The organism is Variovorax sp. J22G73 (genome assembly GCF_030317035.1).
In the GTDB taxonomy this organism is placed as follows: Bacteria; Pseudomonadota; Gammaproteobacteria; order Burkholderiales; family Burkholderiaceae_C; genus Variovorax.
Genome location: NZ_JASZYK010000009.1, coordinates 103,998 through 130,084 on the forward strand (window position 1 = coordinate 103,998; position 26,087 = coordinate 130,084).

Annotated in this window: 26 protein-coding genes and 1 pseudogene; 13 read left to right on the top strand and 14 right to left on the bottom strand. The window is 69.7% G+C overall.

Annotated features, from left to right (window positions below):
- Nucleotides 1-18: 18 nt before the first annotated feature.
- A complete protein-coding gene (locus QTI51_RS27505) occupies nt 19-798 on the top strand; it encodes a crotonase/enoyl-CoA hydratase family protein (RefSeq protein WP_116911904.1) in 780 nt (259 codons plus the stop codon).
- Here the strand turns inward: QTI51_RS27505 and QTI51_RS27510 are convergent.
- Nucleotides 788-2,176 (bottom strand): annotated as a pseudogene (locus tag QTI51_RS27510) (aminotransferase-like domain-containing protein). The gene QTI51_RS27505 and the pseudogene QTI51_RS27510 overlap by 11 nt on opposite strands.
- A gap of 119 nt (nt 2,177-2,295) precedes the next feature.
- Here QTI51_RS27510 and QTI51_RS27515 point away from each other — a divergent pair.
- The 3 genes from QTI51_RS27515 (at nt 2,296) to QTI51_RS27525 (ending at nt 5,535) form a co-directional block, all read left to right on the top strand.
- Nucleotides 2,296-3,600 (top strand): hydroxymethylglutaryl-CoA reductase, degradative, encoded by a 1,305-nt coding sequence (locus QTI51_RS27515; RefSeq protein ID WP_286516877.1) that lies wholly within the window; start codon nt 2,296-2,298, stop codon nt 3,598-3,600.
- Between the two features lie 88 nt (nt 3,601-3,688).
- Nucleotides 3,689-4,150 (top strand): hypothetical protein, encoded by a 462-nt coding sequence (locus QTI51_RS27520; protein WP_116911791.1) that lies wholly within the window; start codon nt 3,689-3,691, stop codon nt 4,148-4,150.
- Nucleotides 4,147-5,535 carry a tripartite tricarboxylate transporter permease gene (locus tag QTI51_RS27525; protein ID WP_116911790.1) on the top strand — a complete coding sequence of 463 codons (1,389 nt, stop codon included), beginning with the start codon at nt 4,147-4,149 and terminating at the stop codon, nt 5,533-5,535. The genes QTI51_RS27520 and QTI51_RS27525 overlap by 4 nt, the downstream gene beginning before the upstream one ends.
- Here the strand turns inward: QTI51_RS27525 and QTI51_RS27530 are convergent.
- Nucleotides 5,519-6,886 (bottom strand): AsmA family protein, encoded by a 1,368-nt coding sequence (locus tag QTI51_RS27530; RefSeq protein WP_116911789.1) that lies wholly within the window; start codon nt 6,884-6,886, stop codon nt 5,519-5,521. The genes QTI51_RS27525 and QTI51_RS27530 overlap by 17 nt on opposite strands.
- Before the next feature lie 115 nt (nt 6,887-7,001).
- Between QTI51_RS27530 and QTI51_RS27535 the strand changes: the two genes are divergently transcribed.
- The 5 genes from QTI51_RS27535 (at nt 7,002) to minE (ending at nt 10,968) form a co-directional block, all read left to right on the top strand.
- Nucleotides 7,002-7,424, top strand: a complete 423-nt coding sequence (locus QTI51_RS27535) for a hotdog fold thioesterase (protein WP_116911788.1) — start codon at nt 7,002-7,004, stop codon at nt 7,422-7,424.
- A gap of 166 nt (nt 7,425-7,590) precedes the next feature.
- Nucleotides 7,591-8,874: a solute carrier family 23 protein gene (locus QTI51_RS27540; protein ID WP_116911787.1), complete on the top strand. Its 1,284-nt coding sequence runs from the start codon at nt 7,591-7,593 to the stop codon at nt 8,872-8,874.
- A gap of 140 nt (nt 8,875-9,014) precedes the next feature.
- Nucleotides 9,015-9,800 (top strand): septum site-determining protein MinC, encoded by a 786-nt coding sequence (gene minC, locus QTI51_RS27545; RefSeq protein ID WP_116911786.1) that lies wholly within the window; start codon nt 9,015-9,017, stop codon nt 9,798-9,800.
- Between the two features lie 64 nt (nt 9,801-9,864).
- Nucleotides 9,865-10,680: a septum site-determining protein MinD gene (gene minD / locus QTI51_RS27550; protein ID WP_116911902.1), complete on the top strand. Its 816-nt coding sequence runs from the start codon at nt 9,865-9,867 to the stop codon at nt 10,678-10,680.
- Nucleotides 10,681-10,683: 3 nt separating this feature from the next.
- Nucleotides 10,684-10,968, top strand: coding sequence for a cell division topological specificity factor MinE (gene minE / locus QTI51_RS27555; protein ID WP_116911785.1), 285 nt, complete (start codon nt 10,684-10,686; stop codon nt 10,966-10,968).
- On the opposite strand, the gene QTI51_RS27560 is transcribed toward minE, so the two are convergent.
- Nucleotides 10,919-12,637 carry a rhodanese-like domain-containing protein gene (locus QTI51_RS27560; protein WP_116911784.1) on the bottom strand — a complete coding sequence of 573 codons (1,719 nt, stop codon included), beginning with the start codon at nt 12,635-12,637 and terminating at the stop codon, nt 10,919-10,921. The genes minE and QTI51_RS27560 overlap by 50 nt on opposite strands.
- 17 nt (nt 12,638-12,654) lie before the next feature.
- On the bottom strand, nt 12,655-13,635 hold the full coding sequence (locus QTI51_RS27565; RefSeq protein WP_116911783.1) for a Bug family tripartite tricarboxylate transporter substrate binding protein: 981 nt from the start codon (nt 13,633-13,635) through the stop codon (nt 12,655-12,657).
- Between the two features lie 150 nt (nt 13,636-13,785).
- Between QTI51_RS27565 and QTI51_RS27570 the strand changes: the two genes are divergently transcribed.
- Complete coding sequence (locus QTI51_RS27570; protein WP_116911782.1) at nt 13,786-14,721, top strand: fatty acid desaturase; 936 nt, start codon at nt 13,786-13,788, stop codon at nt 14,719-14,721.
- On the opposite strand, the gene QTI51_RS27575 is transcribed toward QTI51_RS27570, so the two are convergent.
- The 3 genes from QTI51_RS27575 to QTI51_RS27585 all read right to left on the bottom strand — a co-directional run bounded on the left by QTI51_RS27575 (nt 14,696) and on the right by QTI51_RS27585 (nt 19,500).
- On the bottom strand, nt 14,696-17,671 hold the full coding sequence (locus QTI51_RS27575; RefSeq protein WP_116911781.1) for a WG repeat-containing protein: 2,976 nt from the start codon (nt 17,669-17,671) through the stop codon (nt 14,696-14,698). The genes QTI51_RS27570 and QTI51_RS27575 overlap by 26 nt on opposite strands.
- A 90-nt stretch (nt 17,672-17,761) precedes the next feature.
- Nucleotides 17,762-18,697, bottom strand: a complete 936-nt coding sequence (locus QTI51_RS27580) for an alpha/beta fold hydrolase (protein ID WP_116911780.1) — start codon at nt 18,695-18,697, stop codon at nt 17,762-17,764.
- 200 nt (nt 18,698-18,897) lie between these two features.
- Nucleotides 18,898-19,500 carry a TetR/AcrR family transcriptional regulator gene (locus QTI51_RS27585; protein WP_116911779.1) on the bottom strand — a complete coding sequence of 201 codons (603 nt, stop codon included), beginning with the start codon at nt 19,498-19,500 and terminating at the stop codon, nt 18,898-18,900.
- A 197-nt stretch (nt 19,501-19,697) separates the two neighbouring features.
- On the opposite strand from QTI51_RS27585, the gene QTI51_RS27590 reads away from it, so the two are divergent.
- Both QTI51_RS27590 and QTI51_RS27595 read left to right on the top strand, forming a co-directional pair.
- Complete coding sequence (locus tag QTI51_RS27590) at nt 19,698-20,642, top strand: CysB family HTH-type transcriptional regulator (protein WP_116911778.1); 945 nt, start codon at nt 19,698-19,700, stop codon at nt 20,640-20,642.
- A 137-nt stretch (nt 20,643-20,779) separates the two neighbouring features.
- Complete coding sequence (locus QTI51_RS27595) at nt 20,780-21,043, top strand: hypothetical protein (RefSeq protein WP_116911777.1); 264 nt, start codon at nt 20,780-20,782, stop codon at nt 21,041-21,043.
- Between the two features lie 78 nt (nt 21,044-21,121).
- On the opposite strand, the gene QTI51_RS27600 is transcribed toward QTI51_RS27595, so the two are convergent.
- The 3 genes from QTI51_RS27600 to QTI51_RS27610 all read right to left on the bottom strand — a co-directional run bounded on the left by QTI51_RS27600 (nt 21,122) and on the right by QTI51_RS27610 (nt 22,422).
- A complete protein-coding gene (locus QTI51_RS27600) occupies nt 21,122-21,547 on the bottom strand; it encodes an RcnB family protein (protein ID WP_116911776.1) in 426 nt (141 codons plus the stop codon).
- Between the two features lie 159 nt (nt 21,548-21,706).
- On the bottom strand, nt 21,707-21,835 hold the full coding sequence (locus QTI51_RS27605; RefSeq protein WP_286516851.1) for a hypothetical protein: 129 nt from the start codon (nt 21,833-21,835) through the stop codon (nt 21,707-21,709).
- On the bottom strand, nt 21,811-22,422 hold the full coding sequence (locus tag QTI51_RS27610) for a CPBP family intramembrane glutamic endopeptidase (protein WP_132748924.1): 612 nt from the start codon (nt 22,420-22,422) through the stop codon (nt 21,811-21,813). The genes QTI51_RS27605 and QTI51_RS27610 overlap by 25 nt, the downstream gene beginning before the upstream one ends.
- A gap of 13 nt (nt 22,423-22,435) precedes the next feature.
- Between QTI51_RS27610 and QTI51_RS27615 the strand changes: the two genes are divergently transcribed.
- Nucleotides 22,436-22,822 (top strand): VOC family protein, encoded by a 387-nt coding sequence (locus QTI51_RS27615; RefSeq protein WP_207786769.1) that lies wholly within the window; start codon nt 22,436-22,438, stop codon nt 22,820-22,822.
- Nucleotides 22,823-22,852: 30 nt separating this feature from the next.
- Here the strand turns inward: QTI51_RS27615 and QTI51_RS27620 are convergent, their stop codons facing one another.
- Genes QTI51_RS27620 through QTI51_RS27635 form a run of 4 tightly spaced genes read right to left on the bottom strand, consistent with a single transcriptional unit; the run spans nt 22,853 to nt 26,083 of the window.
- Entirely contained in the window at nt 22,853-23,743 is an 891-nt protein-coding gene (locus tag QTI51_RS27620; protein WP_116911773.1) for a VOC family protein, read from the bottom strand.
- 42 nt (nt 23,744-23,785) lie between these two features.
- A complete protein-coding gene (locus QTI51_RS27625; RefSeq protein ID WP_286516852.1) occupies nt 23,786-24,658 on the bottom strand; it encodes an ABC transporter ATP-binding protein in 873 nt (290 codons plus the stop codon).
- Complete coding sequence (locus QTI51_RS27630; RefSeq protein WP_116911771.1) at nt 24,655-25,542, bottom strand: ABC transporter ATP-binding protein; 888 nt, start codon at nt 25,540-25,542, stop codon at nt 24,655-24,657. Before QTI51_RS27630 ends, QTI51_RS27625 begins: the two co-directional genes overlap by 4 nt.
- On the bottom strand, nt 25,517-26,083 hold the full coding sequence (locus QTI51_RS27635) for an OsmC family protein (RefSeq protein WP_116911770.1): 567 nt from the start codon (nt 26,081-26,083) through the stop codon (nt 25,517-25,519). Before QTI51_RS27635 ends, QTI51_RS27630 begins: the two co-directional genes overlap by 26 nt.
- Nucleotides 26,084-26,087: the final 4 nt, after the last annotated feature.

A 26,087-nucleotide genomic window follows, 5' to 3' on the forward strand; every position in this document is an offset into this window, starting at 1 on the left:
CAACCCGGAGCCATGACCATGCCGCACGTGAACTACGACACCGAAGACACCGTCTGCACGATCACGCTGAACCGGCCGGACAAGCGCAACGCCGTGCATGGCCCGATGGCGACCGAACTGCGCGAGGCCTTCGAGCGCTTCGAGGCCGACGACGCCCTGCGCGTGGCGGTGCTGACCGGCGCGGGCGGCCACTTCTGCGCCGGCGCCGACCTGGCCGCGGTGAGCGACCCCGCGCTGCGCAACGCGCTCGACCCCGCGGGCGGCGGCAACGCGCCGATGGGGCCGACGCGCATGGTCCTGTCGAAGCCGCTGGTCGCGGCCATCGCCGGTCATGCGGTGGCCGGCGGGCTCGAGCTGGCCCTGCTGGCCGACCTGCGCGTGGCCGACGAAGACGCGGTGCTGGGCGTGTTCTGCCGCCGCTGGGGCGTGCCGCTGATCGACGGCGGCACGGTGCGCCTGCCGCGCATCGTGGGCATGGCGCGCGCGCTCGACATGATCCTCACCGGCCGCGCAGTGGGTGCCGCGGAGGCGTTGGCGATGGGGCTGGTCAATCGCACCACGCCGCCCGGCGGGGCGCTCGCCGCCGCGCAGCAGCTGGCGCGCGAGATTGCTTCGTTTCCGCAGCAGTGCATGCTGGCCGACCGCGCATCGGCCTATGCGCAGTGGGCGCTGCCGCTGGCCGATGCGCTGCGCGAAGAAGGCGTGCGCGGCGTGCCGATCGTGTTTGCCGAAGGCGAAGGCGGCGCCGCGCGCTTTGCCGCGGGCGCGGGGCGCCACGGCAGCTTCGTCAGTCGCTGACGCGGCGGCGCAGCGCGGCCCGCAGCGCCTTCGCGAAGCGCGGGTCGGCCATGGCGCCCACGTTGAAACGCGACCAGCGCGACACCTGCGTCGAGTCGACGCTGAAGATGCGCCCCGGCGCCATCACGATCTTGCGCGGCAGCAGCTCCTTGGCGAACGCCAGCGAGTCGGCCACGCCGGGCAGCGCGGCCCACACGTAGAGCGACTGCGGGGTGCGCGCGAACACCTCGGCGTCCACCGACTCGAAGAGCCTGGTCGCGTTGCGCGTGGCCTCGCCCAGCCGCGTCTGCAGCCGGTTCAGGTGGCGCTGGTAGTGGCCCTCGCTCAAGATCACGTCGACCGTGCGCTCGCAGTACTCCGAGCTGCTCACGTGGATCAGCGCCTTCAGGTCCGCCAGGTCGCTCGCCAGGTCGGCCCCGCAGGCGATGAAGCCCACGCGCAAGGCGGCCGAGAACGACTTCGAGAAACTGCCGATGTAGATGGTGCGCTCCAGCTGGTCGAGCGCCGAGAGTCGCGGCAGCGCGGTGGGCTTGAAGTCGGCCAGCGGATCGTCCTCGACGATGAGCAGGTCGTACTTCTACGCCAGCTGCAGCACGCGGAACGCCTTGGCCGGCGAAATGTCGGAGCCGGTGGGGTTGTGCGCGATCGACTGCGTGAAGAACAGGCGCGGGCGCTCGGCCACGAGCAGGCGCTCCAGCGCTTCGAGATCGGGCCCGTCGGCCAGGCGCGGCACGGCCAGCATCTGCGCGCCCGCAAGCTTGAGCTTGCCGAACAGCGGGTAGTAGCCGGGGTCGTCCACCAGCACCTTGCCGCCGGGCGGCACGAAGTAGCGGATGACGATGTCCATCGCCTCGTTGGCGCCGTGCGTGAGCACGATCTGCCGCGGCTCGGCGCCGATGCCGAAGTCGGCCAGCTTGCGCACCAGGTGGTCGCGCAGCGGCGCGTAGCCGAAGCGGCTTCCATAGCGAAACAGCGCGCCGAGCCCCGTGCGGACCACCTTGGGGTGGTACTTGTCCAGCCGCACGTCGGCCAGCCATTCGACCGGCGGAAAGCCGTCGCCCACGGCCACGGCGTCGGGCTGCGTCTTGAGCTGCTCGCGCATGAGCCACACGATGTCCATGGCGCGGCCCAGGCTACCGGCGTCTTCTTCCACCGGCTTGGCGGTCTGCTGCGCGAGCACGAAATAGCCGGAGCCGCGCCGCGGCTCGACCAGCCCGCGCGACACCAGCAGCTCGAAGGCCGCCACCACGGTGTTCTTGGCGTAGCCGTGCAGCTGGGCCAGTTCGCGCAGCGAAGGCAGCTTGTCGCCGGCCTTGTAGGCGCCGCTGGCAATCTGGCGTTCGAGGGTGCTGGCGAGCGAGTCTGCAATGGTCGTCATGGGGCGCGACTGTGACACAGCGCGGGCGTTGGGCACGTCACTGTCCGCACTGTCCCGCCAAACTGTGCCTTCCGCCGGCGGTACAGCCGACCTAAATTGCCTGCTCCCGAATTCACCTCCTGAAGAGACACGCAACGATGGTCGCCGACGCCCGCATTCCCAACTTTCGCGCACTCACTCCCGCACAGCGCTTCGAACACATCGCGCGCGCCGCCGCGCTCACCCCCGACGAGGTGGCGCTGCTGGTCGCGCCCGGCGCGCTAAGTGTGGAGCGCGCCAACGGCATGGTCGAGAACGTGATCGGCACCTTCGAGCTGCCGCTGGGCGTGGCCGGCAACTTTCTCGTCAACGGCCGCGAGTACCTGGTGCCGATGGTGGTCGAGGAGCCCTCGGTGGTCGCCGCCGCTTCGTTCATGGCCAAGCTGGCGCGCGAAGGCGGCGGCTTCGAGGCCTCGAGCACCGGGCCGATCATGCGGGCCCAGGTTCAGGTGCTCGGCGTGGGCGACCCCTACGGTGCGCGGCAGGCGCTGCTGCGCGCACGCGACCAGATCCTGGAAGTGGCGAACAGCCGCGACAAGGTGCTGATCGGCCTGGGCGGCGGCTGCCGCGACATCGAGGTGCACGTGTTTCCCGATACGCCGCGCGGCGCGATGGTGGTGATGCACCTGATCGTCGACGTGCGCGACGCCATGGGGGCCAACACCGTCAACACCATGGCCGAGGCCGTGTCGCCGCTGGTCGAGAAACTCACCGGTGGCACGGTGCGCCTGCGCATCCTGTCGAACCTGGCCGACCTGCGCCTGGCGCGCGCCCGCGTGCGGCTGACGCCCGAGGTGCTGAAGACCAAGGAGCGCAGCGGCGAAGAAATCGTTGAGGGCGTGCTCGATGCGTACACCTTCGCAGCCGTCGACCCCTACCGCGCGGCGACCCACAACAAGGGAATCATGAACGGCATCGACCCGGTGATCGTCGCGACCGGCAACGACTGGCGCGCTGTCGAAGCCGGCGCGCATGCGTATGCCTGCCGCAGCGGGCGCTATACGTCGCTCACCACGTGGGAGAAAGACAAGACCGGCGCACTCGTCGGCACCATCGAGATGCCGATGCCCGTGGGCCTGGTGGGTGGCGCGACCAAGACGCACCCGCTCGCGCAGCTGTCGCTGAAGATCCTCGGCGTGAAGTCCGCGCAGGAGCTGGGCGAAGTCGCCGTGGCCGTCGGGCTGGCGCAGAACCTGGGCGCGCTGCGTGCGCTGGCGACCGAAGGCATCCAGCGCGGCCACATGGCGCTGCACGCCCGCAACATCGCCTTGGTGGCGGGCGCCACGGGCGACGAGATCGACACGGTGGCGAAGCAGATGGCCGCGGAGCACGACGTGCGCACCGACCGCGCGGTGGCGCTGCTCGAGGCGCTGCGCAAGAAATAAGCAGGCAGGCATCGCGGGCGAGCCCCGCGTCCACGACGAGAACGACGACGGCAATGACGACAACCACGACAAAGACGGAGACAACAACATGAAGACAAACAGTGCGCCCCCCGCGGGCCACGGCCCCTGGCGGCTGGTCGAGATATGGGGCGACACGGCCGACCTGGGCCACCTGGCGTGGTCGATCGCCATCGGGCTGGTGGTGAGCCTGGCCGGCTTCCTGGTGGCCAACCGCGTGCTCGCGAGCGCGGTGGCCACGCCCGAGCTGGCGCGCGCCTACGCCATGCTCGCCGGGCTCGGCGGCTGCGTGGTGTCGGGCGTGATCTGCGCCCTGCTGTTCGCGCCCAAGCGCGAGGTGGTGGAAGGCGCCGCGGCCGATCCGCGCTGGCGCGAGGAGGTGCTGGCCGAACTGGCCGGCGAGCACGGCAGCCTGGGCTCGGTCGACGACCTGCCGCCCTCGGTGGTGCGCGAGATGAAGGAGCTTGAAATCTACGAGCTGTTCGCGTCGTACAAGCCGCGCGATGCGGCCAGGGAAGGGGTCGCGCCATGATCGACGCCGCACTCTTCCACCAGATCCTCGTCGCCACGGGCATGGGCCTTGTCGGCGCGGTGGTGTTCGCCGCCATTGGGCTCGTCTCGGGCACCGACGAGACCACCACGCTGGCACCACTCACGCTGCTGGTGGTGCTGCTGGGCGTGCCGCCCGAGGGCGTGTTCACCTTCTTCCTGGCGGCCGCCGTGGCCAAGCACATGACGCACGCGGTGCCCACCGCGCTGCTGGGCATTCCGGGCGACACCATGGCCACGCCGCTGCTGCAGGACGCCAACGTGCTGCGCAACCTGGGCGTGCCGCACATCGCGCTGCGCAAGATGGTGTCGGGCGCGATCATCGCGGCCTTCGTCGCGGTGCCGCTGGCCGTGCTGTTCGCGGTGCTGCTGGCGCCCTACGGCGCGGCCATCACCAAGGCGGCGCCGTGGATCTTCGTGGTGGCGGCCGTGGCCATCGCCTGGTTCTCCAGCGGGCGCTGGGCCTCGGTGGCCACGCTGGTGCCGTTCGTGGTGGTGATCGTGGCGCTGCAGGCGCTCACCGGCAAGTACGGCGTCAAGCTCAGCATCAGCTACTTCCTGGGCATTGCCATCGGGCCGCTGGTGGCCGACCTGTTCTCGGTGATTTCGCCGGCGGCGCGCTCCCGCATGAAGCGCGACACGGTGCGCACCTTTTCGCTGGCGCCCGACGTGAAGGGCTGGTCGGGCTACTTTCCCAACCCGTTCAAGGTGCTCGACCGCTCGCAGGTGAAGTGGACGCTGGCGACGGCGGCCGTTTCCAGCGCCACCTTCGTGTTCAGCCCGGTCGCGATGACGGTGGTGCTGGGCGAGCTGGTGGGCTCGCGCATCAAGCATGCGTACCACCGGCTCACCACCACGCTGGCCGCGCGCAACGGCGTGACCGAGGCGACCTACATCGCCGAGGCGCTGATTCCGCTGATTGCCATAGGCCTCCCGCTGAGCCCGGTGGCGGCCGGCCCGGCGGCGCCGCTGTTCAACGCGCCGCCGGTCTACACCATCGACGCGGCCACGGGCCAGACCCACAACCTGCACAACCTGCTGAGCCACTGGGAGTTCCTGGGCTACGGCATGCTGGCGGTGGTGCTGGCGGCGCTGGTGGCCTACCCGTTCACCATGAACTTCGCGCGCCGTGCGGCGCTGTTCGTCTCGCGCAAGGTGAGCCACGAGGCGATCATCGCGACCTTCGTCGGGCTGATCGTGGTCATCAGCGTGTGGGAAGGCCAGCTGCTCGGGCTGCTGGTGATCCTGACGATGGGGCTGCTGGGCGGGCTGCTGTCGCGGGCCATCGGCTTCAACACCGGCGTGCAGTTCATGGGCTACTACACGGCAGTGCTGACGGTGCCGGCGGTGGTCAAGGCGTTTTCCTAGGACCGGAGGCCTTGGGCGCAGCGGGCGCTGGCTTGGAGTCGGGCTTGGCCTGCGCCGGCTTCTTGTCTCCGCCGAACAGCTTTTCCACCTGCTGCCCCACGCGCGCGCCGATGGCGGTGCCCACGCCCGGCAGCACCGCGCTGCCGATGGCCGCGCCGGTGAGCGCGCCGCCGGTCAGCGACAGCTCGGGGTCGCTCATGGTGCCGCCGATCTTCAGCGGCACGCCGACCACGCCGTCGACCAGGTCGACCGCGATCTCGCCGTCGAGCTTGCGGTTGAACATCTTCAGGTTGCCGCTGGCGGTGAGCACGCCCGAGCGCGCCTTCAGGTTGGTGTAGCGCATCACCACGCCGTCTTCGGTGCCCTGGGTGTCGAGCGTGCCGGTGAGCTGGTCGAGCGGCGTGCGCCCGCCGCGGCTGATGCCGGCGGTGGTCACGGCCTTGAGCACGTCCAGCTTGGTGAGCGTGGCGGGCTGCACGGTGAAGGCGGTGCGGGTGTGCAGGCTGCGCATGAGCGCGCCCAGGTCTTCGGCGGTGTCGGCCTCGGCCGTGAGCGTGGTCTGGCCCGACACCTTGCCCGCCACCGACGTGCGGCGGTCGAAGGCCTGCACCAGGCTTTCGATGTCGATCTGCCGCGGCTCCAGCTCGGCCGACACGCGCAGCTTGCCGGTGGGCAGCGTCTCGAGCCGGGTCACGCCGTTCCACGTGCCGCCGCCCGCGTCGATGCGGGTGCGCCAGCGGTCCAGGCCCGACTCGCGGTCCAGCCGCAGGCGCACCGGCGACGCCAGCCCGGCGCGCTCGAGGCGCAGCTGGCGCGGGCGCCATTGGGGGTCGAAGCTGAGCTCGCCGTCGTAGGCCAGGGCAATGTCGCGCCGGTCGATCCAGACCACGTCGCGCCAGCGCACCTTTTCCACGGGCACGGGGGCCAGCGTCCAGGGCGCGGGCAGCGCGACCACGTTGGCGCCCTCCTTCGGCTTGGGCCCCTTGCCGCGAAACTCGCGCACCGAGGCGCGCGGCAGCACCAGGCTCTCGACCTCGATCTGGTCCAGCGCAATGACGCGGTGCAGCAGCGGCGCGAGCTGCAGCTGCAGGCGCACCCGCTTCAGGGTGATGGGGCGGCCCTGGTCGGTGGCGACGTCTTCGAGCACCAGCATGGGCGTGGGCAGCAACGCCCAGTGCGCGTTGCCGACCTTCAGCGCCACGCCGAAGCGCTGCTCGAAGCCCTCGGCGATGCGCGCGGCCACCTGCTCGTCGGTCGGGAGCTTGGCGCGCACCACCAGCACCAGCACGCCGATGCCCAGCAGCAAGACGGCGGCAATGCCGATGAGCCAACGGCGGACGGGGTGCTTCATCGATCCAAGTTAACACGCAAAGGCGACTGCCCTTGTCAGCCGCCGTCGCTATAGTTTTGCCACCTTTGCAGGCAAGAACACCTGAAGCACACCGTAAGCACACCGAAAGAACCGCATGCGTATCTGGAAAAAAGAAATCTCCGTCGAGCAACTCACCCTCAACCACGTCGGCACGGCCGTGTCCACGCTGGGCATGGAGTTCCTGGAGGTGGGCGACGACTTCATCCGCGCCCGTTGCCCGGTCGACGAGCGCACCCGCCAGCCCTACGGCATCCTGCACGGCGGCGTGTCGGTGGTGCTGGCCGAGACCCTGGGCTCCTGCGGCGCCCACTACTCGGCCCCCGAAGGCGACCGCGCCGTGGGCCTGGACATCAACGCCAACCACATCCGCTCGGTGACCAGCGGCTGGGTCATCGGCACCGCCCGGCCGGTGCACCGCGGGCGCACCACGCAGGTGTGGCAGATCGACATGACGAACGAGGCGGGCGAACTGACCTGCGTGTCGCGGATCACGATGGCGGTGCTGCAGCCGCGCTGAGCGGGCGCGTCCGGTGCCGGGCGCCTTCGCGGCCGGCCTTGTTTTCTCCAATGTGCAGGGTGCGAGCCGGTGTTCAGCCCCCCTTTCCTCACCCACAATCACGCCCCGGGAAAGCCAGGGCGTCCTGGCCACCGAGCACACACATCCAACAAGAGGAGAACAAGCAATGTTCAACTGGACAGAACGACCCGCGTCCGCGCTGGCCAACGGCGCGGTCATTGCGCCGGACGAGCGGCTGCCCTGGCTGCAGACCGGCGCCATGGGCGTGCAGCACGTGATCGCCATGTTCGGCGCCACGGTGCTGGCGCCGATCCTGATGGGCTTCAGCCCCAACATCGCCATCCTGATGAGCGGCATCGGCACGCTCATCTTCTATTTCGTCACCGGCGGCAAGGTGCCCAGCTACCTGGGCTCCAGCTTCGCCTTCATCGGCGTGGTGATCGCGGCCAGCGGCTACGCGGGCAAGGGGCCCAACGCCAACATCGCGGTGGCGCTGGGCGGCATCATCGCCTGCGGGGTGGTCTACATACTGATAGGGGCGCTGGTGCAGGCCATCGGCACCGGCTGGATCGAGCGCTTCATGCCGCCCGTGGTCACAGGCGCGGTGGTGGCCGTCATCGGCCTGAACCTGGCGAGCGTGCCCATCAAGAACATGGCCGCCAGCAACTTCGACTCGTGGATGCAGGCGGTGACCTTCCTGTGCGTGGGCCTGGTGGCGGTGTTCGCGCGCGGCATGCTGCAGCGCCTGCTCATCCTGGTCGGGCTGATCCTGGCCACGGTGGTCTACGCGGTGCTGACCAACCTGCTGGGCATGGGCAAGCCGGTGGACCTGAGCGGCATCGCCAACGCGGCCTGGTTCGGCCTTCCAACCTTCACCACGCCGGTGTTCACGGCCAACGCGATGCTGCTGATTGCGCCGGTGGCGATCATCCTGGTGGCTGAAAACCTGGGCCACCTGAAGGCGGTGACGGCCATGACGGGGCGCAACCTCGACCCGTACATGGGCCGCGCGTTCATCGGCGACGGCATCGCCACGGTGGTGAGCGGCGCCGCGGGCGGCACGGGCGTGACCACCTACGCCGAGAACATCGGCGTGATGGCGGCCACGCGCATCTACTCCACCGCGGTGTTCGTGGTGGCGGCGGTGATTGCGCTGGTGCTGGGCTTCAGCCCCAAGTTCGGCGCGCTGATCCAGGCGATTCCGCTGCCGGTGATGGGCGGCGTGAGCATCGTGGTGTTCGGGCTGATCGCCATCGCGGGCGCGAAGATCTGGGTCGACAACAAGGTCGACTTCTCGCAGAACAAGAACCTGATCGTGGCGGCCATCACGCTGATCATCGGCACGGGCGACTTCACGCTGAAGTTCGGCGACTTCGCGCTGGGCGGCATCGGTACCGCCACCTTCGGGGCGATCATTCTTTACGCCCTGCTGGGCCGCTCGAAGAACTGAGCCGGCGCGCCCCCTGAAAAGTGCAACCTCATGAAAGAAGTGTTGTCCAGGGGGCTACAGCCGGGGCCGGGTCTGCGGGGTTCGGCCCGCGCCCGTTAGACTCCAACGCTTTTCGCACCGACGTTTTCCGACGCTTTCCAATGGCCGATGTCTCCGCCGCGCGCACCAAGGCGGTTTTCGAATTCAAGAGCGCCACGCTGCCGCTGATCGCAGTGATCCTGAAGACGTCCGACCTGGACGTGCTGGCCGAGGCGCTCGACGCCCAGCTGGCGGATTCGCCCGATTTCTTCGAGCAGGAGCCGGTGGTCATCGATCTCTCCCTGCTGCAAGAGGCGCAGGGCGAGGGCCAGGCCGCCGACGCGGCCGCCGCCCCCGACATCGACTTCGCCGCCCTGCGCAGCCTGCTGGCGCGCCACCAGACGCAGCCCATCGCGGTGCGCGGCGGCAACGCCGCCCAGAACGCCGCGGCGCGCGAGGCCGGCCTGTCGGTGGCGGCCATGCCGGCAGCCCCCGCACCCCGCGCCCCGGCGCCCCCGGCCGAGGCCCCCGCCTCGGAAGCCCCGCAGATCGTGCGCGAGGTGCCGGTGCCGGCCAACGGCACGCTGCTGATCGACAAGCCGCTGCGCTCGGGCCAGCAAATCTACGCCCGTGGCGGCGACGTGGTGGTCACCGCGGTGGTGAGCTTCGGCGCTGAGGTCATCGCCGACGGCAACGTGCACGTGTACGCCCCGTTGCGCGGCAAGGCCATTGCCGGCGCGCGCGGCAACACCGAGGCGCGCATCTTCTCGACCTGCATGGAAGCGCAGCTGGTGGCCATTGCCGGCATCTATCGCACCAACGAAGTGCCGCTGCCGGACACGGTGCTGGGAAAATCGGCGCAGGTTCGCCTCGACGGCAAGAAACTAGCGATCGACCCGATCCCCTGAGCCCCCGCTCGGATCGCGGCGACCCTGACAACCAACAACTGAATCGAAACAAGAAGGAATGGCCATGGCCAAAATTGTGGTGGTGACTTCGGGCAAGGGCGGCGTCGGCAAGACGACCACGAGCGCCAGCTTCGCCTCGGGCCTCGCGCTCGCGGGCAAGAAGACGGCCGTGATCGACTTCGACGTGGGCCTGCGCAACCTGGACCTGATCATGGGCTGCGAACGCCGCGTGGTGTACGACCTGATCAACGTCATCCAGGGTGAAGCCAACCTGAGCCAGGCCCTCATCAAGGACAAGCAGTGCGACAACCTGTTCGTGCTGGCCGCCTCGCAGACGCGCGACAAGGAAGCGCTGACGCAGGAGGGCGTGGAGAAAATCCTGGCCGACCTGGCCGCGATGGACTTCGAATACATCGTCTGCGACTCGCCCGCGGGCATCGAGACCGGCGCCATGATGGCCATGTACTTCGCCGACGAGGCGCTGGTGGTGACCAACCCCGAGGTCTCCTCGGTGCGCGACTCGGACCGCATCCTGGGCATGCTCAGCAGCAAGACCAAGCGCGCCAAGGACGGCGGCGACCCCATCAAGGAACACCTGCTCATCACCCGCTACAACCCGAACCGCGTGGCGGGCGGGCAGATGCTGTCGCTGGAAGACATCCAGGACATCCTGCGCATCAAGCTGATCGGCGTGATCCCCGAGTCGGAAAGCGTGCTGCATGCCTCCAACCAGGGCGTGCCGGCCATCCACGACAAGGACACCGACGTGGCGCAGGCCTACAGCGACGTGGTCGCGCGCTTCCTGGGCGAAGACCGGCCGATGCGCTTCGTCGACGCCGAGAAGCCGGGCTTCTTCAAGCGGATTTTCGGAGGCAAGTAGGCCATGTCCTTTCTCTCGTTCCTGCTGGGCGAAAAGAAGAAGACTGCCAGCGTCGCGAAGGAGCGGCTGCAGATCATCCTCGCGCACGAGCGTTCCAGCCTCAGCGGCAAGAAGCGGCCCGACTACCTGCCCGAACTCCAGCGCGAGCTGGTGGCGGTGATTTCAAAGTACGTGTCGATCAACCCCGACGACATCAAGGTGCACCTGGAAACCCAGGACAACCTCGAAGTGCTCGACATCAAGATCGAGCTGCCCGACCCTGCGCCTGCGCCGGCCGGCGCGCGCTGAGGGCGAAGAAGCGAAAGCGCACGGACGGGTCCTGCAGGACCCGTTCGGACAGCGCGCGTTCCCACGCGAGGTAGTCGGCCCAGGCCGCATCGCGGCGCGGACCGAAGACGCGCATCACCGAGCCCCAGTCGTCGTCGAAGGGGGTCAGCAGCTGGTCCGGCGCGAAGGCGGTGGCCAGCGGCCGGCCCGATGCCTTCCAGCCCTGCGTTCCGCCCTGGAGCCAGGTAAATACCGCCCCTGAATCCTGTGCACCCTGCCAGCGCCGTCGCGCATCGCGCGCCACGCGGGCCGCGAGCGTGCCGTCGGGCGACGTGAAGACGAAGGTGCGGCCGGCCGTGGCCTGGGCCGCGAGCGGGGCCAGGGCGTCCAGCGAGGCCGGCAGCAAGTACAGCGCGCCCTCCAGGTGGCCGCGCTCGTAGTCGAGGCTGGGGCCCACGTCGATGACCGCGGCCGCACCGCGCGCCTGCAGTTCGGCCAAGGCATCGGGCGCCACGGGCGGCGGCGCGTCGTCGACGGCCGCCGACGGCGCCGCCGGGGCCTGCGCCGGCAGGAACTCGCCGTCGTACACATGCACCTCGGCCTGGCCCAGCTGCGTGAGCCAGAAAGCGGTGATGGCCGCGCGCAGCCGGTGGGCCGGATCGTCGACCAGCACGATGCGCGCGCCCCGCGTGCCCACGAGGTTCTCGAAATGCATCAGCAGCTGGCCGCCGGGCACGTGGCGCAGGCCGGTGCCGGCCAGCGCGGGGTCGGCCTCGGGCCGCACGTCGAACACGTAGAGGGTGCGGGCGCCGTCGTTGCGCCAGCGGGCCAGCTGCGCCGCGTCCGCCAGGGGCAAGGCGAAGCTGCGCAGCAGGTCGTCGGCGATGCCACGCAGCAGCGCCGGGGATTCGGGCGGCAGCTCGTCCTGCGGCGCGGCGTTCTGCACGGTGGGCGCGCCGTGCAGGCCCCAGTCCATCACGCCGTCTTCCACGAACACGGCGTCGCTCGCGCGGCCCAGCAGCCGCAGCGTGGTCGCGCCGACGATGCCGCGCGTGCGGCTGAAGCAGTTGATGGCCCACAGGTGATCGTCGGCTCCGACATTCCGGCCGTCCGGCTCGAAGCGCCGCAGCGCCAGCTCGGTGCCCGGGTGGTTGCGCGCGCCGGGCAGCGACAGGAATTCGAACTCCGCGCGCGGCCGCGCATCGACCAGCGTGGTCGGCCGGCCTTCGCGCAGGCGCTCGCGCAGCGCCTCCACCGGCAGGCCCGGCGTGCCGTAGTGCAGCCGCACGCGGTCGCCGAAGGCCTTCACCAGCGTGCCGTAGCCGTCGATGGCGGGCAGCCCCTCGGCCAGCCAGCGCTGCAGGCCGCCCGCGAGCGTGCGCACGTCGGTGTAGCCCAGCCGGGCGAGCACGGCGGCGGCCTGCCGCGCCACGCCCTCGGGCGCGCCCAGCTCGTCGATCAGCACCACCGGCGTGGACCGGCGCGGCACCAGCGCGCCGACCTGCGGCTCGAGCCCGCTGAAGGGCGCGTTGCGCGCCAGGTTGAGGTGGCGCTGCACGAACCAGCGCGTCTCGCGCACGTCGAGCACGGCAAGCTCCACCACGGGCTCAGTCAAAGGCTCGGCCAAGGGCTCTGCAAGCAGCAGCGCGAACAGTTCGTCGGGCGAGATGTGTGTCGCGGTCGGGCTCATGCGGGCATTCTCGGATGTCAGTTGGGCTGGATGCCGGCCTGCTTGACCACCGCCGTCCACTTGACGGTCTCGCTGCGGATGAAGCGGCCGAACTCCTCGGGCGAGCTGCCCACCGTGAAGGCGCCGATGTCGTCGTAGCGCTTGCGGAAGTCCGCGCCCTGCACGATGTCGCGCAGCTCGCGCGACAGGCGTTGCACCAGCGGCGCGGGCGTGCCGCTGCGCACCACCACGCCGTACCACGAGGTCACCTCGAAGTCGGGCAGGCCCGCTTCGGCGGTGGTGGGCACGTCGGGCAACCACGGCGCGCGCGTCTTGTAGGCCACGGCCAGGGGCTTGAGCGTGCCGGCCTTCACGAAGGGAATGGCGGTGACCACCTCGTTGAAGATGAACTGCGTCTGGCCCGCGAGCAGGTCGTTGAGGGCCGGCGCGCTGCCCTGGTAGGGAATGGCGGTGAAGTCGGCGCCGGTCTGCGTCTTCAGCAGTTCTCCCGCCAGGTGCGAGTACGCGCCCACGCTGATGCCGTAGTTGACCTTGCCGGGGTTCTTCTTCGAGTAGTCGATCAGCTCGCGCGGCGTGTTCACCGGCAGCCTGGGGTTCACCAGCAGCACCTGCGGCGTCTGCACCAGCAGCGACACGGGCGTGAAGTCGCGCGCGAGGTCGTAGCTCAGCTGCTTGAAGAGCGCGGGCTGCACCGTGAGGTTGGACGCCGGCGCCAGCAGCAGCGTGTAGCCGTCAGCCGGCTGGCGCGCCACGAAGTCGAAGCCGATGTTGCCGGCCGCGCCGCTGCGGTTCTCGACCACCACCGGCTGCTTCAGCCGCTGCTGGAGCTGCTCGGCGACCTCGCGGGCGATCTTGTCGGCGATGCCGCCGGCGGGGTAAGGCACCACCACGCGGATGGTCTTCGCGGGGTAGTCGTCCACGGTGGCGGCATGCAGTTGCACATCGACGGCAAGTGCGGCGAGCAGCGCGAGGGCCACGCGGATCAGTAGTTTTTTCATTGGAGGCAGGAACACGGGAACACCGGAGCACGACAGAGCCGGCGAGCGTAGGCCGCACCCCGCGCCGGGGCGAACGAAGTTTCACGTTCATGCTTATGCGAAAAGCGCGCATGCAAGCGCCCGCTTGCTACCTAGCATGCGGTCATCACCATGACATCGACTGCCACGCCCCCCACGGACAAGCCCCTCGCGCGCCGCCACTGGTGGTGGCACTACGAGGTGCCCACGCTGCTGCTGGCCGGCGCGCTCTATGCCGCATGGGCCGCGCTGCTGTGGTGGCATGCGGCGCTGCCGGGGTGGGCGCTGTTCGTGCTCGGCGGCTTTCTCGCGCAGCTGCATTTCTCGCTGCAGCACGAGAGCATCCACGCGATGCGCCACCTGCCGAAATGGCTGCGCCACGCGGTGGTGTGGCCGCCGCTGAACCTGTGGCTCCCCTACCCGTTCTACAACCGCGGCCACAGCTCGCACCACGTCAACTTCCACCTGACGCACCCCGAGCGCGACAACGAAAGCGCCTACCATTCCGCGCCCGCCTGGGCCGGCTACGGGCCGGTGTGGCGCTGGATCTACATGGCCAACCAGACCATCGCGTTCCGCGTGGTGCTGGGGCCGTTCCTGCGGCTGTGGAAGCTGCTGCGCTTCGAAACCGCCCAGGTGTTCTCAGGCAACTTTTCTCGCCTGCCGACCTGGGGCTGGCACGCGCTGAGCGTGGCGCCGGTGCTGTACTTCGTCGTGGCCGTGTGCGGCATGGGGCTGGGCGAGTACCTGCTGTACTTCGTGTACCCGGGAATGATGCTGGGCTCGCTGCGCACCTTCACAGAGCACCGCTGGGCCGACACGCCGCACGAGCGCGTGGCCATCGTCGAATCGAACGTGGTGTTCGGGCTGCTGTACCTGTTCAACAACCTGCACCACGTGCACCACCGCGCGCCGACCATGCCCTGGTACGAGATACCGGTGTACTTCCGCAGGCACCGCGCGGCGGTGCTGGCTGCGAACGGCAACTTCTACTACCGCGGCTACGGCGAGATCGTGCGGCGGCACCTGTTCAAGCCGGTGTTCACTCCGGTGCACCCGACGTGGTAGCGCCACTCAGCGCCTGCAGGCGCTGCGTCCACGCGCGGGCCTTGGCCTCGTCGAAGAGCGGGCTGCCGGGGTCGCCGTAGAGTTCTTCGGCCAGCGCCTCGACGCAGGGGCCCTGGCTCTCGCGGTTGTCGTCGCAGTCGTCCAGCGCGGCGCCGGTAAGCAGCCAGCGCTCGGCGGCGGCGGCGTCGCGCGGCGCGCCCTGGCCCCGGAAGCGCATCAGGCCCAGCTCGTAGCAGGCCCAGCCCTGCAGGCGCTTGTCGTCGTCCTCGGCCAGCTTCTGCAGCGCGTAGAGGGCTTCGGCGTGCAGGGCGTTGACCTCCGGTTGTGCGCGGCCTTGTTCGGCCAGCGCCAGCGCGTGGGCGCGCAGCGTGCCGCCGAGCTGCAGCGTGGCGTCGGCATCGCCGGCCGCTTCGGCGCGGCGAAAGTAGTCGATGGCCAATGGCAGGTCGGGCTCGCCCGATTCGTCGTGTTCGCCGACCTTGTGCGCGATGCCGAGGTTGAACAGCGCCATGGCGCTGTTGCGCTCGGCCGCCAGCGCGTAGTGCCGCATGCCGGCTGCCCGGTCGCGCTCGCCGCCCACGCCTTCGCACAGCGCGAAGCCGAGCTGGGCCTGCGTGGCCGCATCGTCGGCGCCGCCGTTCGCGACGGCGTGCAGCAGCCACGCGCGCGCCATGACGGCGTCGGCGCCCATGTCTGCGGTGCCTTCGCCGTCCGCGCCGTCTGCGGCATCCCTGCGCAGCATCGTCGCCAGCTCGCGCATGGCTTCGGGCAGGCCTTCGGGCGAGGCGGCCGTGGGCGCGTCGCCGGGTTCCCGCACGCCGGCGGCGCGCGCCATCCAGCGCAGGGCCTCGCGCGGATCGGCATCGACGCCCTCGCCGTCGCGCAGGTGGCAGGCCAGCTCGTACGCGGCCTTCATGTCGCCGGCGGCATGGCGCGCGGCCATGTGCTCGGTGTGCGGCTGCTCGCGGCCGTCGGCATGCAGCCACACGTACACGTCGCGGTCGTTGCGCGCGGCCTTCACCGGCTCGCCGGCGCTCCAGCGCTTGCGCAGCTCGGAGCGCACCACCACCGAGTACCAACCATCGGAGACCGACACCGGCGTCGCGATCCACGGGTAGGCCTGCGGGTGCAGCGTGGTGCCATCGGCGCGCAGGATGCCCACGGCCAGCTGGCCCTTGGCTGCTTTCGCTGAGCGCGCCAGCGGCTGCGCCACCAGCCAGCCGATGTCCTGCGTGCCCCACGTCAGCGGCAGCAGCGTGCGGTGCTCGCAAGGCACCAGCTCGCGGCCCGCGGCAACGTCGTAGATGCCGCGCAGCCACGGCGCGTTCTTCGCCTTGCGGCCGCCCTTGGACGCCACGCGCACCAGGTCGCGCGTGACCATGGCGTGCACGCGTTCCTCGCCGGTCAGCGGCTCCAGCGTCTCGAACAGGCCGTAGTCGAAAGGCACCAGCACGCGGCCCAGCGCGTCGACCAGGCCGCACTCGCCTTCCGCGCGTTCCACGGCAAAGCGCTTGGGCCGCGGCGCCTCGGGTTCGCGGTCTTTCCCCGCATCGCGTTCGTCGTCGGACTGCAGCAGCTCGACGGGGTACTCGCCCAGCAGTTCGATCTGCGTGTACACCGGCTCGATGGCCACGCGGCCTTGCGCGTCGAGCAGGCCGGTCTTGCCGCCGCGCGTGGCCTCGAACGCCTCCCAGTCGTGGCGCCATTGCAAAAGATCGAAGCTCGGCGGCACGGCCCATTCGCCGTCTGCGCGCACCAGCCCCCAGTCGCCCTCTTCCTCCAGCCGCGCGGGCGCGAGGCCGCAGGGAGCGAAGTCTTCGGCCTCGGCAAACCGCGGCGCGATGGCCCACCTGCCCTGCAGGTTGACATAGCCGATGCGCTCGCCCACGCGGGCGCGCACCATGCCTTCGGCAAAGCTCCACACCTCGTCGACCGAAGGCGCCAGCAGCCAGCTGCCGTCGGTGCGCAGCAGGCCGATGTGGTCGCCGACCAAGGCCGTGGCGATGTCGTCCTCGAAGTTCCAGTCTTCGTCGAGCTGCGGTTCGAGCAGCACGCGCGGCGCATCGGCGTCGGCCAGCAGCAGGCCCGAGCGCCCGTGCAGCGAGATCCAGAGCAGGCGCGGGTCGTTCGCGCCGGCATGCCGGATGTCGTCCCACGCGGGCTCGACCAGGGTGATGCGCCGGCTGCGGTCGCCGTTGTCGTCGTTGCCGTTGTCGTCCTGTGGGACGCGCATCACGCCCCATCGGCCATCGACCTCGAAGCGCCAGAGATCGCCGGCCAGGTGGTCGTCGTAGTCGAGGCCGTCGCCGCTCTCTTCGGTCTCTTCGTCTTCGAAGTCGGCGAAGCGCTCGTCGCGCGGTGGCTCGTAGCCGTCGAAGTACGCATGGGAGATGCCACCGAAGCCGACATGCCAGGCCCAGGTTTCCCAGTCCGCGAAGCGCTGGACGCCGAGCGCCGCATCCACGCCCGGGTGGTTGCCGCTGTCGATGCAGCGCCGCACCTCGGCCCAGCGCTCGTTGCACGCGTGGCGTTGGCGTTCGATGAAGCTCTCGGCCTCGGACTCGCCGCCGAGCCAGGAAAGCTCGTCGAGGTTGGCCGAGATGCGAGGCGAGCTGTCTTGTGGGGCCTGGTCGATCAGCTGGGCCAGGTGCAGCGCCAGCGCCTCGAACTGCAGCACGACTTGCGGCAGCGTGTGCAGCATCGGATGCCGCTCGACGAAGGCATGCAGTCGCCGGATGCGCGCTAGGGCGGCGTGCGCGTCGCTGGCAAGGTTGTCGGTGCCGGCATCGCCGAAGACGCGCTGCCGGTCGATGGCATCGCCAGCCGCACCATCGGCCAGCAGGATCTGCCAGAGAACGGGAAAGTTGTTGTTGGCGTCGGCGATTTCGTCGGCCGATGCCTGTTCGTCGTCATTGCCGTGTTCGAAATAGAGCCAGGAACGATTGCCCATGTGTGGTCGGTGCGAGTGCGGTTCATGGCGAAGGCCACGGTTGGCGCGCAGTGTAGGGGCGCCCCTTCTCGCCCACGCTCTCCGCGACCTCTAGGGCTGCGCCAGGAACCGCGCGACCTGCGCGAGCACCTCTTGCCCCTTCAGGATGCGTCGATGCCCCAGGCCCTGCGTGGCCACGAGCCGCGCGCCGGCGATGGCATCGCGGTAGGCCTCGGCATCGGCGAAGCGGTTCACGCGGTCTTCGCGGTCGTGCACGATCAATGTCGGCTGCGCGATGCGCGGGCCCACGGCGGCCGGCTCCAGCTGCGGCATGAGCACGCCTTCGCGCGCTTCGAACAGCCGCTGCATCGCCAGGCGCGTGGCCTCGCTCAGGCCGAAGGTGTGGGCGAAGTAGCGCGTGTACTCGCGTGGCGACGCGGGTGGCGCCAGCAGCACGAGCCGCTCGGCCGGCAGCCCGCGCGCCGCGGCCAGCGCCAGCCCGTTGGCGCCCAGCGAGTGCGCGACGGCGGCGCGCAGCGCATGGCCGTCCGCCGCGAGCCGGGCCGCGACGTAGGCGATGGCCCGCGCGAACTGCGCCGAGTTGCTCAGCGTGCCGGCGCTGCGGCCGTGCGCCGGCAGCTCGAGCAGCACCGGCCGCAGGCCCACGGCGGCCAGGGTCTGCGCCAGCGGCAGCATCTGCCCTGCGTGGCCGCCCCAGCCGTGCACCAGCAGCACCACGGGTGGCGACTCGGCCCCCGAGTCTTGCGCGGCCAGGTGGTAGATGCCCACGCTGGCGTGCTCGAAGGCCCAGCCTTCGCGTCGCCATTCGACGCCCGGCCCCTGGCCACGGTAGATCCACTTGAGCGGCAACGGCGTGCCGAACAGGCGGTAGGCCGCGCGCACGCCCAGCGCGGGCCACAGGCGCTGCGAGGTGGTCAGGCCGAAGCGCAAGGCGCGCATCGGGCGGCCGGGCCGGTAGTAGTTCGACTGCGCGGCGTGGCCCGCGGCGGAAGTCGAAGCGGCAGGCGAGGTTGAAGGGGCCGTCATGGCGTTCAGTACCAGACCCAGTCGCGGTTGCTGCGCGGCAGGCTGCGCAGGGTGTCGCACGCGCCCCGCACACCGAGGACCACCGCGTAGGCGGCAAGCAAGAGGGCAATGATCAGCATGGTGCTTCTCCTTTTATCGCACGTGTGTGCGAAATATCGGCAAATGAACGGGGTGGTGCGTTGTCCGCTTCGTTCAGCGGCTCAGGCGAGGTAGCTGGAAAGAAGGCGCCGCCACGTCGACGTGGCACGCTCCGTGGCCTGCGGGTCGCGCAGAAAGCGTGCGTCGTGCAGCTGGGTCATCATCACGCCGTTGAGCTCGCTCACGAGTTGCGCGGGGTCGGTGTCGGCCTTGAGCTCGCCGGTTTCCATGGCCTGCAGCACGGTGCGGCGCAGCGCGGCGCGCCAGCGCGTGACCTCGTCGAACAGCACGTTGCGCAGCTCGCCTTCGCGGTCGTCGAACTCGAAGGCACCGGCCATGTAGAGGCATCCGGTGTGCATCTCGACGTCGCGGGTGCGGGCGATCCAGCGCGACACGATCTCGTTGAGCCGAGGCAGGCCCTTGGCCTTCTGCATGGCGGGCACGAACACCTCGGCCAGGAAGCCGCGGCCGTACTCCTCGATGACCGCCTTCTGCAACGCTTCGCGCGAACCCACGCGCGAGAACACGCCGCTCTTGGACAAGCCCAGCCGGCTGGCCACGGCCTGCAGCGTGATGGCTTCCAGCCCTTCGGCCAGCGCAAGGGTCATCGCCGCGCCGACGATGGCGGCACGGGTGAGTTCGCTTTTCTGGGTCTTGGCGTCCATGCGGCGAACTTTAGCACAGTCGTGCGAAAACACAAGCAACGGCTCCAGCAGCCGAAGGAAAGGGTTCGCACCCGTCGATAGATGTTTTGCTCATGTGAAACCAACAAACGCATCGTTCCCCGAATAAGCACTTCTGCCGAGAATCGCGCCTCAGCCTCATCCGGGGCCCTGACTCTCCTGACTCACCTCCGCGGCAGATGAACTTCCAACAACTGCGCTCGGTACGCGAGGCCGTTCGTTGCGGCTTCAACCTGACCGAAGTCGCCCACACCCTTCACACTTCGCAGCCCGGCGTGAGCCGGCAGATCCGCGAGCTCGAGGAAGAGCTCGGCATCGAGCTCTTCGTGCGCGCCGGCAAGCGGCTCACCGGGCTCACCGAGCCCGGCGGCCACGTGCTGCCCATCATCGAGCGCATGCTCATGGAGAGCAGCAACCTCAAGCACGCGGGCCAGGAGTTCGTCGCGCAGCAAAGCGGCCTGCTCTCGGTGGCGGCCACGCACTCGCAGGCGCGCTATGCGATGCCGGTGGCGGTGCAGGAATTTCGCAGCCAGTTCCCCAACGTGAAACTGCACCTGCACCAGGGCTCGCCCAAGCAGATCGCGCAGATGCTGCTCGACGGCGAGGCCGACGTGGGCATCGCCACCGAGGCGCTGGGCGACTACCCGCAGCTGGTCGCCCTGCCCTGCTACCGCTGGACGCATTCGGTGATCGTGCCGCCCGGGCATCCGCTGCTGGACGCGCCGCTCACGCTCGACGCGCTCACGCGGTACCCGCTCATCACCTACGACACCGGCTTCACGGGCCGTTCGCGCATCGACGAGGCCTTCGAGCAGCGCGGGCTGCAGCCCAACATCGTGCTGGCCGCGATGGACGCCGACGTGATCAAGACCTACGTGCAGCTGGGCCTGGGCGTGGGCATCGTCGCCGGCGTGGCGTACGAAGCCGAGCGCGACACGCAGCTGCGCGCGCTCGACGCGGGGCGGCTCTTCGGCATCAACCTCACCAAGCTGGCGGTGCGACGGGGTACCTACCTGCGCAAGTACGTGTATGCGTTCATCGAATCGTTCGCCCCCACGCTCACGCGCGCGGTGGTGGAAAAGGCGCTGGGCGACGAGGCCAAGGCCTCGCACTACGAAATCTAGAGCCTGTCCAGTGGCACATCGCGGTCGGGGCCGAGGTGTGTACTGCGGACGACAGAAAGGTTAAAAAAGAAGAATGCAGGTTCACACAGGCGGCGTACATTCGGGTTAATTCCCTGGCTTCCTGGAACGGATCAGCAATGGCATCGACCCCGCAGCAGCAGCAACAGCAAACAAGGGCCGCCCTCAAGGCGGCAGATGCCGCAGAGCGCCGAGAGCGGCTCAAACGGGCCCTCCCCGCCACGGTGGAACTGCTGCAGAGCCGCCAAGCCGACCGCATCGACGACGCCGACATCGACGCCTACGTGGCCCTCAACTGGCTCGAATGGCACGGTGGCGGGCTTCGCCTGACCATCACCGGGCGCAATGTGTGCGCCCAGTCGGCGCCCACCGCGCTGGTCTGACCCCAACGAAAAAAACGCCGCAAGCCTTCAGGCCTGCGGCGTTCGTTCTTTGCGTGAGAGGGCCGGAACAGCGTCTGTTTACTGGCCTGCGATGATGTTCGCGATCACGCCGGTGGCAATGGCCGCGAGCACGAAGTCGCCGCCCACGCCCACCCACTGGTAGCCACGCGGTGGCTGCTGCAGGCGGTACGAGCGCCAGTCCTGCACCACGTAGTTGCGGCCACGGTACTCGGGCGGAATGCGTCCGCCGCGGCGCCATTCGGCGTGCGGTTGCGGGAAGCCACGGCGATCGAACTGGCGGCCGTCGCGGAAGTCCTGGTTGCCGCGATAGCCCGGAGGGCCGCCGCGGTGATCGAAATTGGGGCCACGCTGCTCGAAGCGGCCGTCACGGCCATCGCCCGGCCGGCCGTCGAAGCGACGGTCTTGCGCAAAGGCGCTCCCCGCGGCCATGCACATCGCAAGCGCCGCGGCTGCAACGGCCATGCTCTTTGAATTGCGGATCATCTGAACTCCTTGATGCGTTGATGACGAAGTCCATTGTGTGCCCCGCTTGTGTCCGCTTCGGGCACTTCAGGTCGCGGTCAGGTGAAATCAGGTAAGCGCTGGTATCCGCGCGGGGCCTTGTCCTTCAAGGCGCTCGGCACAAGGCCCCGGCACCGCCCTTCAGTACACGCCGCTCGCCAGCACGGCAATCGCCAGGCCGTGCGCCAGCGTGGCCGCGAGCAGGCCCGCGCGGTTGAACACACAGGCCGCCACCAGCCCTTCGATCAGCGTGAACACCAACACCGGCACGCCCGCGCGCGTGACCAAGAACGCCAGCCATGCATGGCACAGGCTGACAACACGCCGGACGCGATCGCCGCGCGCACCGCCGGCATGTGCTGCGCAAGGCGCTGCTGCAGCATGCCGCGGAACAGCAGCTCTTCATACGCATTGCCGAGCAGCGCGAAGACAAGCATCGGCGCGAGCATCGCCGCGCTCGGTGCGGGCAACGAAGGCAGGCCCGCAGCCGTCTTCAAGCCGGCCGCCAGCGCGGTGATGACCGCGGCCCCCAGCACGCCCCACGACAAGGAAGGCCCCAGCCGCACACCGCGCCACCACGTCACGCGCTCCAGCCACGCCACGCCCACGAACAACGCGGCGGACATGCCGGCCAATGCCAGCAGCACGGGCGCGGGCGCGCTCAGCCGCATCGAGCCCGCGTCCAACTGCCAGAAGCCCGCCGGGCTCATGGCATCGCGCGCGAAGATGAAGAACCCCATGTGCACCGCCACGCGCGCACCCATCAGAGCCCGCGGAATGGCCAGCAGCAACGCCAGCGCGAGCAGGCCCGCTGGCAAAATCGAAACGAGGTAGCCGAACAACAATGAAGAAGCCATCAGGAGAATGCACATGCCCGAACAAGCCGCCGCCGTGATCTATGCCAAGGACGTGGCGCGCGTGAGCGCGTTCTACGCGAGCGTCGCGGGGCTCGCGCTCACGCACGCGGAGCCCGGCCATGCGAGCCTCGAGTCGTCGGCGCTGCAGCTCTTCATTGTCGCGATGAACGCGGGCATCGCGGCCAGCGTGCAGATCGCGAATCCGCCGGTGCCCCGCGAGAACACCGCGCTGAAGTTCATCTTTCCGGTGGCCAGCCTTCAGGCGGCGCGCGCGCTGGCCGCGCAAGGCGGTGGTGCATTGAAGCCGCCGCAGGCCGAGTGGGCCTTCAACGGCTGGCGCCATTGCGACGGGCACGACCCCGAGGGCAACGTGTTCCAGCTGCGCGAGCGCGCCGCCTGAGGCTCAGCAAGCGCTCAGTTCACGCACCCATCAGGCGTTTGTCACGCTGGCGTTCTTCGCCTTGCGGCCGACCGGCGGCAGGTCGAGTTCGATCAACGCCCCATGCGTGCGTGCCAGGTCGAAGGCGCCGGTCGACTGCGGCTTGTCGGTGTGCAGCACCAGCGCGTAGGGGCCTTCGCCGCGCGCCGCGATGCGCTGCGCCAGCGCGTCGCCGCCCTCCCCTGCGCGCGATGCATTCGACGGGTTCTCGCGCGGCGACGACAGCACCAGCACGCTGCCGCCCAGCACGATGACCGCCACGCGCACGTTGCTGCCCGGCAGCGCCACGGGCTCGCCGATGTGCGTGCCGGCGTCTTCAGCATCAGTGCCGATCGCAGTGCCCAGCAAGGCGCGATAGCGCGCCAGCGTCGCATCGAGGTCACGCACGGCAATGGCCAAGCTGGCCACGCCGAGCGCGCCGTTCGCATGCACGCGCACCTCGCCTTCGGGCACGCGCAATGCGCGTGGCGTGAGGTCACCGCACAGGAAGGGCAAGTCCGCAGACGGCGAGCGTGCCGTCTGCCAGCGCAGGCGTTCACCATCGGGCCGCACCCGTCCGCCGTCGAGCGGGCCTTCGAGCAGCAGGCCGCGTGCCTTCGCATCGGCCACGGTGGTGGCGGTGCTGGGCGGCAGCAGCGCGAAGTCGACGATGCCTTCGCCGTGGCGTTGCAGCAGCTGCCACCAACGCTCGGTGGGCGACGGCTCGCGCCACGCGATCAGCTCGAAGTAGCTGCCGTCGGCGAACACCACCAGCGCGTTGTGCGTGGCGCGGCCCGGGTGGTCGCCGCCGCGCACCACGTGGAAGCCGAGCGCGCCGTAGTCGGCAATGGTGCGTTCGAGGTCGTGCACCGCGATGACGATGTGGTCGAGCTTCAGGGACATGGGTGTGTTTCTCTGTGGGTTGTCTGAATCGGAAAATTTGAGTCAGGAGGCCGTGCGCGCGGCGCCCTCGCCGCCCAGGTACGCATCGCGGATGCGCGCGTCGGCCAGCAGCTCTTTCGCCGGGCCCGAGAGCACGATGCGCCCGGTCTGCAGCACATAGCCGTGGTGCGCGATCTGCAGCGCCAGGCTCGCGTTCTGCTCGACCATGAACACCGACACGCCTTGCGCGTTGATGCGCGCGATGAGCTCCAGCACCTTGTCGACGTACAGCGGCGACAGGCCCATGGTCGGCTCGTCCATGCAGATGAGCCTGGGGCGGCCCATGAGCGCGCGCGCCATGGCCACCATCTGCTGCTCGCCACCCGACAGCGTGCCGGCCTGGAACTCGATGCGCTCGGCCACGCGCGGGAACAGCGCCAGCATGCGCTCCAGGTCTTCGGCCACGGCCTTCCGGTCGTTGCGCGCATAGGCGCCCATCAGCAGGTTCTCGCGCACCGTCATCGCGGGGAACAGCCTGCGCGCCTCGGGCACCGAGCCGATGCCCTTGCGGATGATCTGCGGCGTGCTCAGCCCGAGCGTGGAAGCGCCGTTGAAGTTCACCTCGCCCGAGCGCGGCTTGAGCAGCCCGAGCACGATCTTCATGGTGGTCGACTTGCCGCTGGCGTTGCCGCCGAGCAGGCTCACGATCTGGCCCTGGCGCACCTCGATGTCGAGGTCGAAGTGGGCCTGCACGGGGCCGTAGAAGCTGTTGATCTTCTTCAGTTGCAGCACCGGGTGTGCCGCACCGCCGGAAGCGGGCACGGCCGTGCGTTCGGGCAGGTCCTCGCCCCACCCCTCCCAACCCTCCCACCCCTCCCAACCCTCTCCCCGCTGGGGAGGGGGCGCCAGGCCGGAGCGGGCGACGGTGGCGATCATGCGGGCACCGCCTCTTGGGTATCCCGGATGTTTTGCGCCTTCGGCGCGCCGGCCGTGCCCACATGGCGATGGCCCAGGTAGGCCTCGATCACCGCGGGGTCGTTGCGCACGTCGTCGGGCAGGCCTTCGGCAATCTTGCGGCCGTCGTCGAGCACGGCCACGCGGTCCGACAGCTGCATCACCAGGTCGAGCTTGTGCTCGATCAGCAGGATGGTCTGGCCGCGCGCCTTCAGGCCGCGAATGATCTCCAGCATCTCGGCCGTCTCGCTTTCGTTCATGCCCGCGGTGGGCTCGTCGAGCAGCAGCAGGCGCGGCTTGAGCGCCAGTGCCCGCGCGATCTCCACGCGGCGGCGGTTGGCGTAGGAGAGGCTGTAGGCCGGATGGTCCACGCGCGGCGCCAGGCGCTCGCCGAAGAGCGCGATGATCTCGCGCGCCTCTTCGCGCAAGGCCTCTTCCTCGCGGCGCACGGCAGCGGGCTGCACCAGCGCCAGCGCGAGTTCGGCCAGCGCGCCCAGGCCGGGCACGCTGCCCATGCGCGGCTTGACGGCGCGCAGCCGCGTGTGCGCGCCGACCAGCACGTTGTCGAGCACCGAGAGGTTCGCGAACACGCGCCCGTGCTGGAAGGTGCGCGCCAGCCCGCGCTGCGCGAGCTGTTGCGCCGGCAGGCCGGTGATGTCCTGCCCGTCGAACAGCACCTGCCCTTCGTCGGGCCGGTCGAGGCCGGTCACCAGGTTGAACAGCGTGGTCTTGCCCGCGCCGTTCGGGCCGATCACGCTGAGCAGTTCGCCCTCGCCCACGTGCAGGTCCACGGCGTTGACGGCCGTGAGCCCGCCGAAGCGGCGCGTGATGCCGCGGATGTCAAGCAGCGAGGGAGTTGGCGACATGGGCGGCCTTCGCCTTCGAGTTCACGAGCTTCACCTCGGCGCGGATGGTCTGCGGGTTGCGCAGCAGGTTCAGGATGGGGCAGTTGCGCTCCACCGCCTCGAACAGCGCGTCGATGTCTTCGCGGCTTGCGGGCGAGTCGATGTGCACCGTGTAGCCGATCTCGTGCGGCCAGATGGGCGTCTGCTCGTGGCCCGGCTTGCCGCCGCGCGGGTCGATGACGCCGGTGACCTCCACCTCGAGGCTTTCGAGCGGCACCTGGCGCTCGGCCGCGTGGATCAGGAAGATGTGCGTCACGCAGGTGCCCAGCACGCCCAGCTGCAGCTCGGGCGAACTCGGGCCCAGGTTGTAGCCCGCGAAATCGGGCGGGCTGTCGCTGATGACCTGGTGCTCGCGAATGCGCAGGCGGCGCACGCCGCTGCGGCCTTCGGCCTTCACGCTGGCCTTCAGTTGCGCGGGCTGGGCGGTGCCCGCCTCGACGGCGGCATTGCGTGCCAGCACGGCGGCGCGTTTCTCGGCGAGGTAGTCGTTCAGGTGGCTCATGGTT

What these genes read in the sequence shown, in the direction of transcription:
- QTI51_RS27505 (WP_116911904.1), top strand. Translation starts at nt 19, where the DNA reads ATGCCGCACGTGAACTACGACACCGAAGACACCGTCTGCACGATCACG.
- QTI51_RS27520 (WP_116911791.1), top strand. Translation starts at nt 3,689, where the DNA reads ATGAAGACAAACAGTGCGCCCCCCGCGGGCCACGGCCCCTGGCGGCTG.
- QTI51_RS27525 (WP_116911790.1), top strand. Translation starts at nt 4,147, where the DNA reads ATGATCGACGCCGCACTCTTCCACCAGATCCTCGTCGCCACGGGCATG.
- QTI51_RS27530 (WP_116911789.1), bottom strand. Translation starts at nt 6,886, where the DNA reads ATGAAGCACCCCGTCCGCCGTTGGCTCATCGGCATTGCCGCCGTCTTG.
- QTI51_RS27535 (WP_116911788.1), top strand. Translation starts at nt 7,002, where the DNA reads ATGCGTATCTGGAAAAAAGAAATCTCCGTCGAGCAACTCACCCTCAAC.
- QTI51_RS27540 (WP_116911787.1), top strand. Translation starts at nt 7,591, where the DNA reads ATGTTCAACTGGACAGAACGACCCGCGTCCGCGCTGGCCAACGGCGCG.
- minC (WP_116911786.1), top strand. Translation starts at nt 9,015, where the DNA reads ATGGCCGATGTCTCCGCCGCGCGCACCAAGGCGGTTTTCGAATTCAAG.
- minD (WP_116911902.1), top strand. Translation starts at nt 9,865, where the DNA reads ATGGCCAAAATTGTGGTGGTGACTTCGGGCAAGGGCGGCGTCGGCAAG.
- minE (WP_116911785.1), top strand. Translation starts at nt 10,684, where the DNA reads ATGTCCTTTCTCTCGTTCCTGCTGGGCGAAAAGAAGAAGACTGCCAGC.
- QTI51_RS27560 (WP_116911784.1), bottom strand. Translation starts at nt 12,637, where the DNA reads ATGAGCCCGACCGCGACACACATCTCGCCCGACGAACTGTTCGCGCTG.
- QTI51_RS27565 (WP_116911783.1), bottom strand. Translation starts at nt 13,635, where the DNA reads ATGAAAAAACTACTGATCCGCGTGGCCCTCGCGCTGCTCGCCGCACTT.
- QTI51_RS27570 (WP_116911782.1), top strand. Translation starts at nt 13,786, where the DNA reads ATGACATCGACTGCCACGCCCCCCACGGACAAGCCCCTCGCGCGCCGC.
- QTI51_RS27575 (WP_116911781.1), bottom strand. Translation starts at nt 17,671, where the DNA reads ATGGGCAATCGTTCCTGGCTCTATTTCGAACACGGCAATGACGACGAA.
- QTI51_RS27580 (WP_116911780.1), bottom strand. Translation starts at nt 18,697, where the DNA reads ATGACGGCCCCTTCAACCTCGCCTGCCGCTTCGACTTCCGCCGCGGGC.
- QTI51_RS27585 (WP_116911779.1), bottom strand. Translation starts at nt 19,500, where the DNA reads ATGGACGCCAAGACCCAGAAAAGCGAACTCACCCGTGCCGCCATCGTC.
- QTI51_RS27590 (WP_116911778.1), top strand. Translation starts at nt 19,698, where the DNA reads ATGAACTTCCAACAACTGCGCTCGGTACGCGAGGCCGTTCGTTGCGGC.
- QTI51_RS27595 (WP_116911777.1), top strand. Translation starts at nt 20,780, where the DNA reads ATGGCATCGACCCCGCAGCAGCAGCAACAGCAAACAAGGGCCGCCCTC.
- QTI51_RS27600 (WP_116911776.1), bottom strand. Translation starts at nt 21,547, where the DNA reads ATGATCCGCAATTCAAAGAGCATGGCCGTTGCAGCCGCGGCGCTTGCG.
- QTI51_RS27610 (WP_132748924.1), bottom strand. Translation starts at nt 22,422, where the DNA reads ATGGCTTCTTCATTGTTGTTCGGCTACCTCGTTTCGATTTTGCCAGCG.
- QTI51_RS27615 (WP_207786769.1), top strand. Translation starts at nt 22,436, where the DNA reads ATGCCCGAACAAGCCGCCGCCGTGATCTATGCCAAGGACGTGGCGCGC.
- QTI51_RS27620 (WP_116911773.1), bottom strand. Translation starts at nt 23,743, where the DNA reads ATGTCCCTGAAGCTCGACCACATCGTCATCGCGGTGCACGACCTCGAA.
- QTI51_RS27625 (WP_286516852.1), bottom strand. Translation starts at nt 24,658, where the DNA reads ATGATCGCCACCGTCGCCCGCTCCGGCCTGGCGCCCCCTCCCCAGCGG.
- QTI51_RS27630 (WP_116911771.1), bottom strand. Translation starts at nt 25,542, where the DNA reads ATGTCGCCAACTCCCTCGCTGCTTGACATCCGCGGCATCACGCGCCGC.
- QTI51_RS27635 (WP_116911770.1), bottom strand. Translation starts at nt 26,083, where the DNA reads ATGAGCCACCTGAACGACTACCTCGCCGAGAAACGCGCCGCCGTGCTG.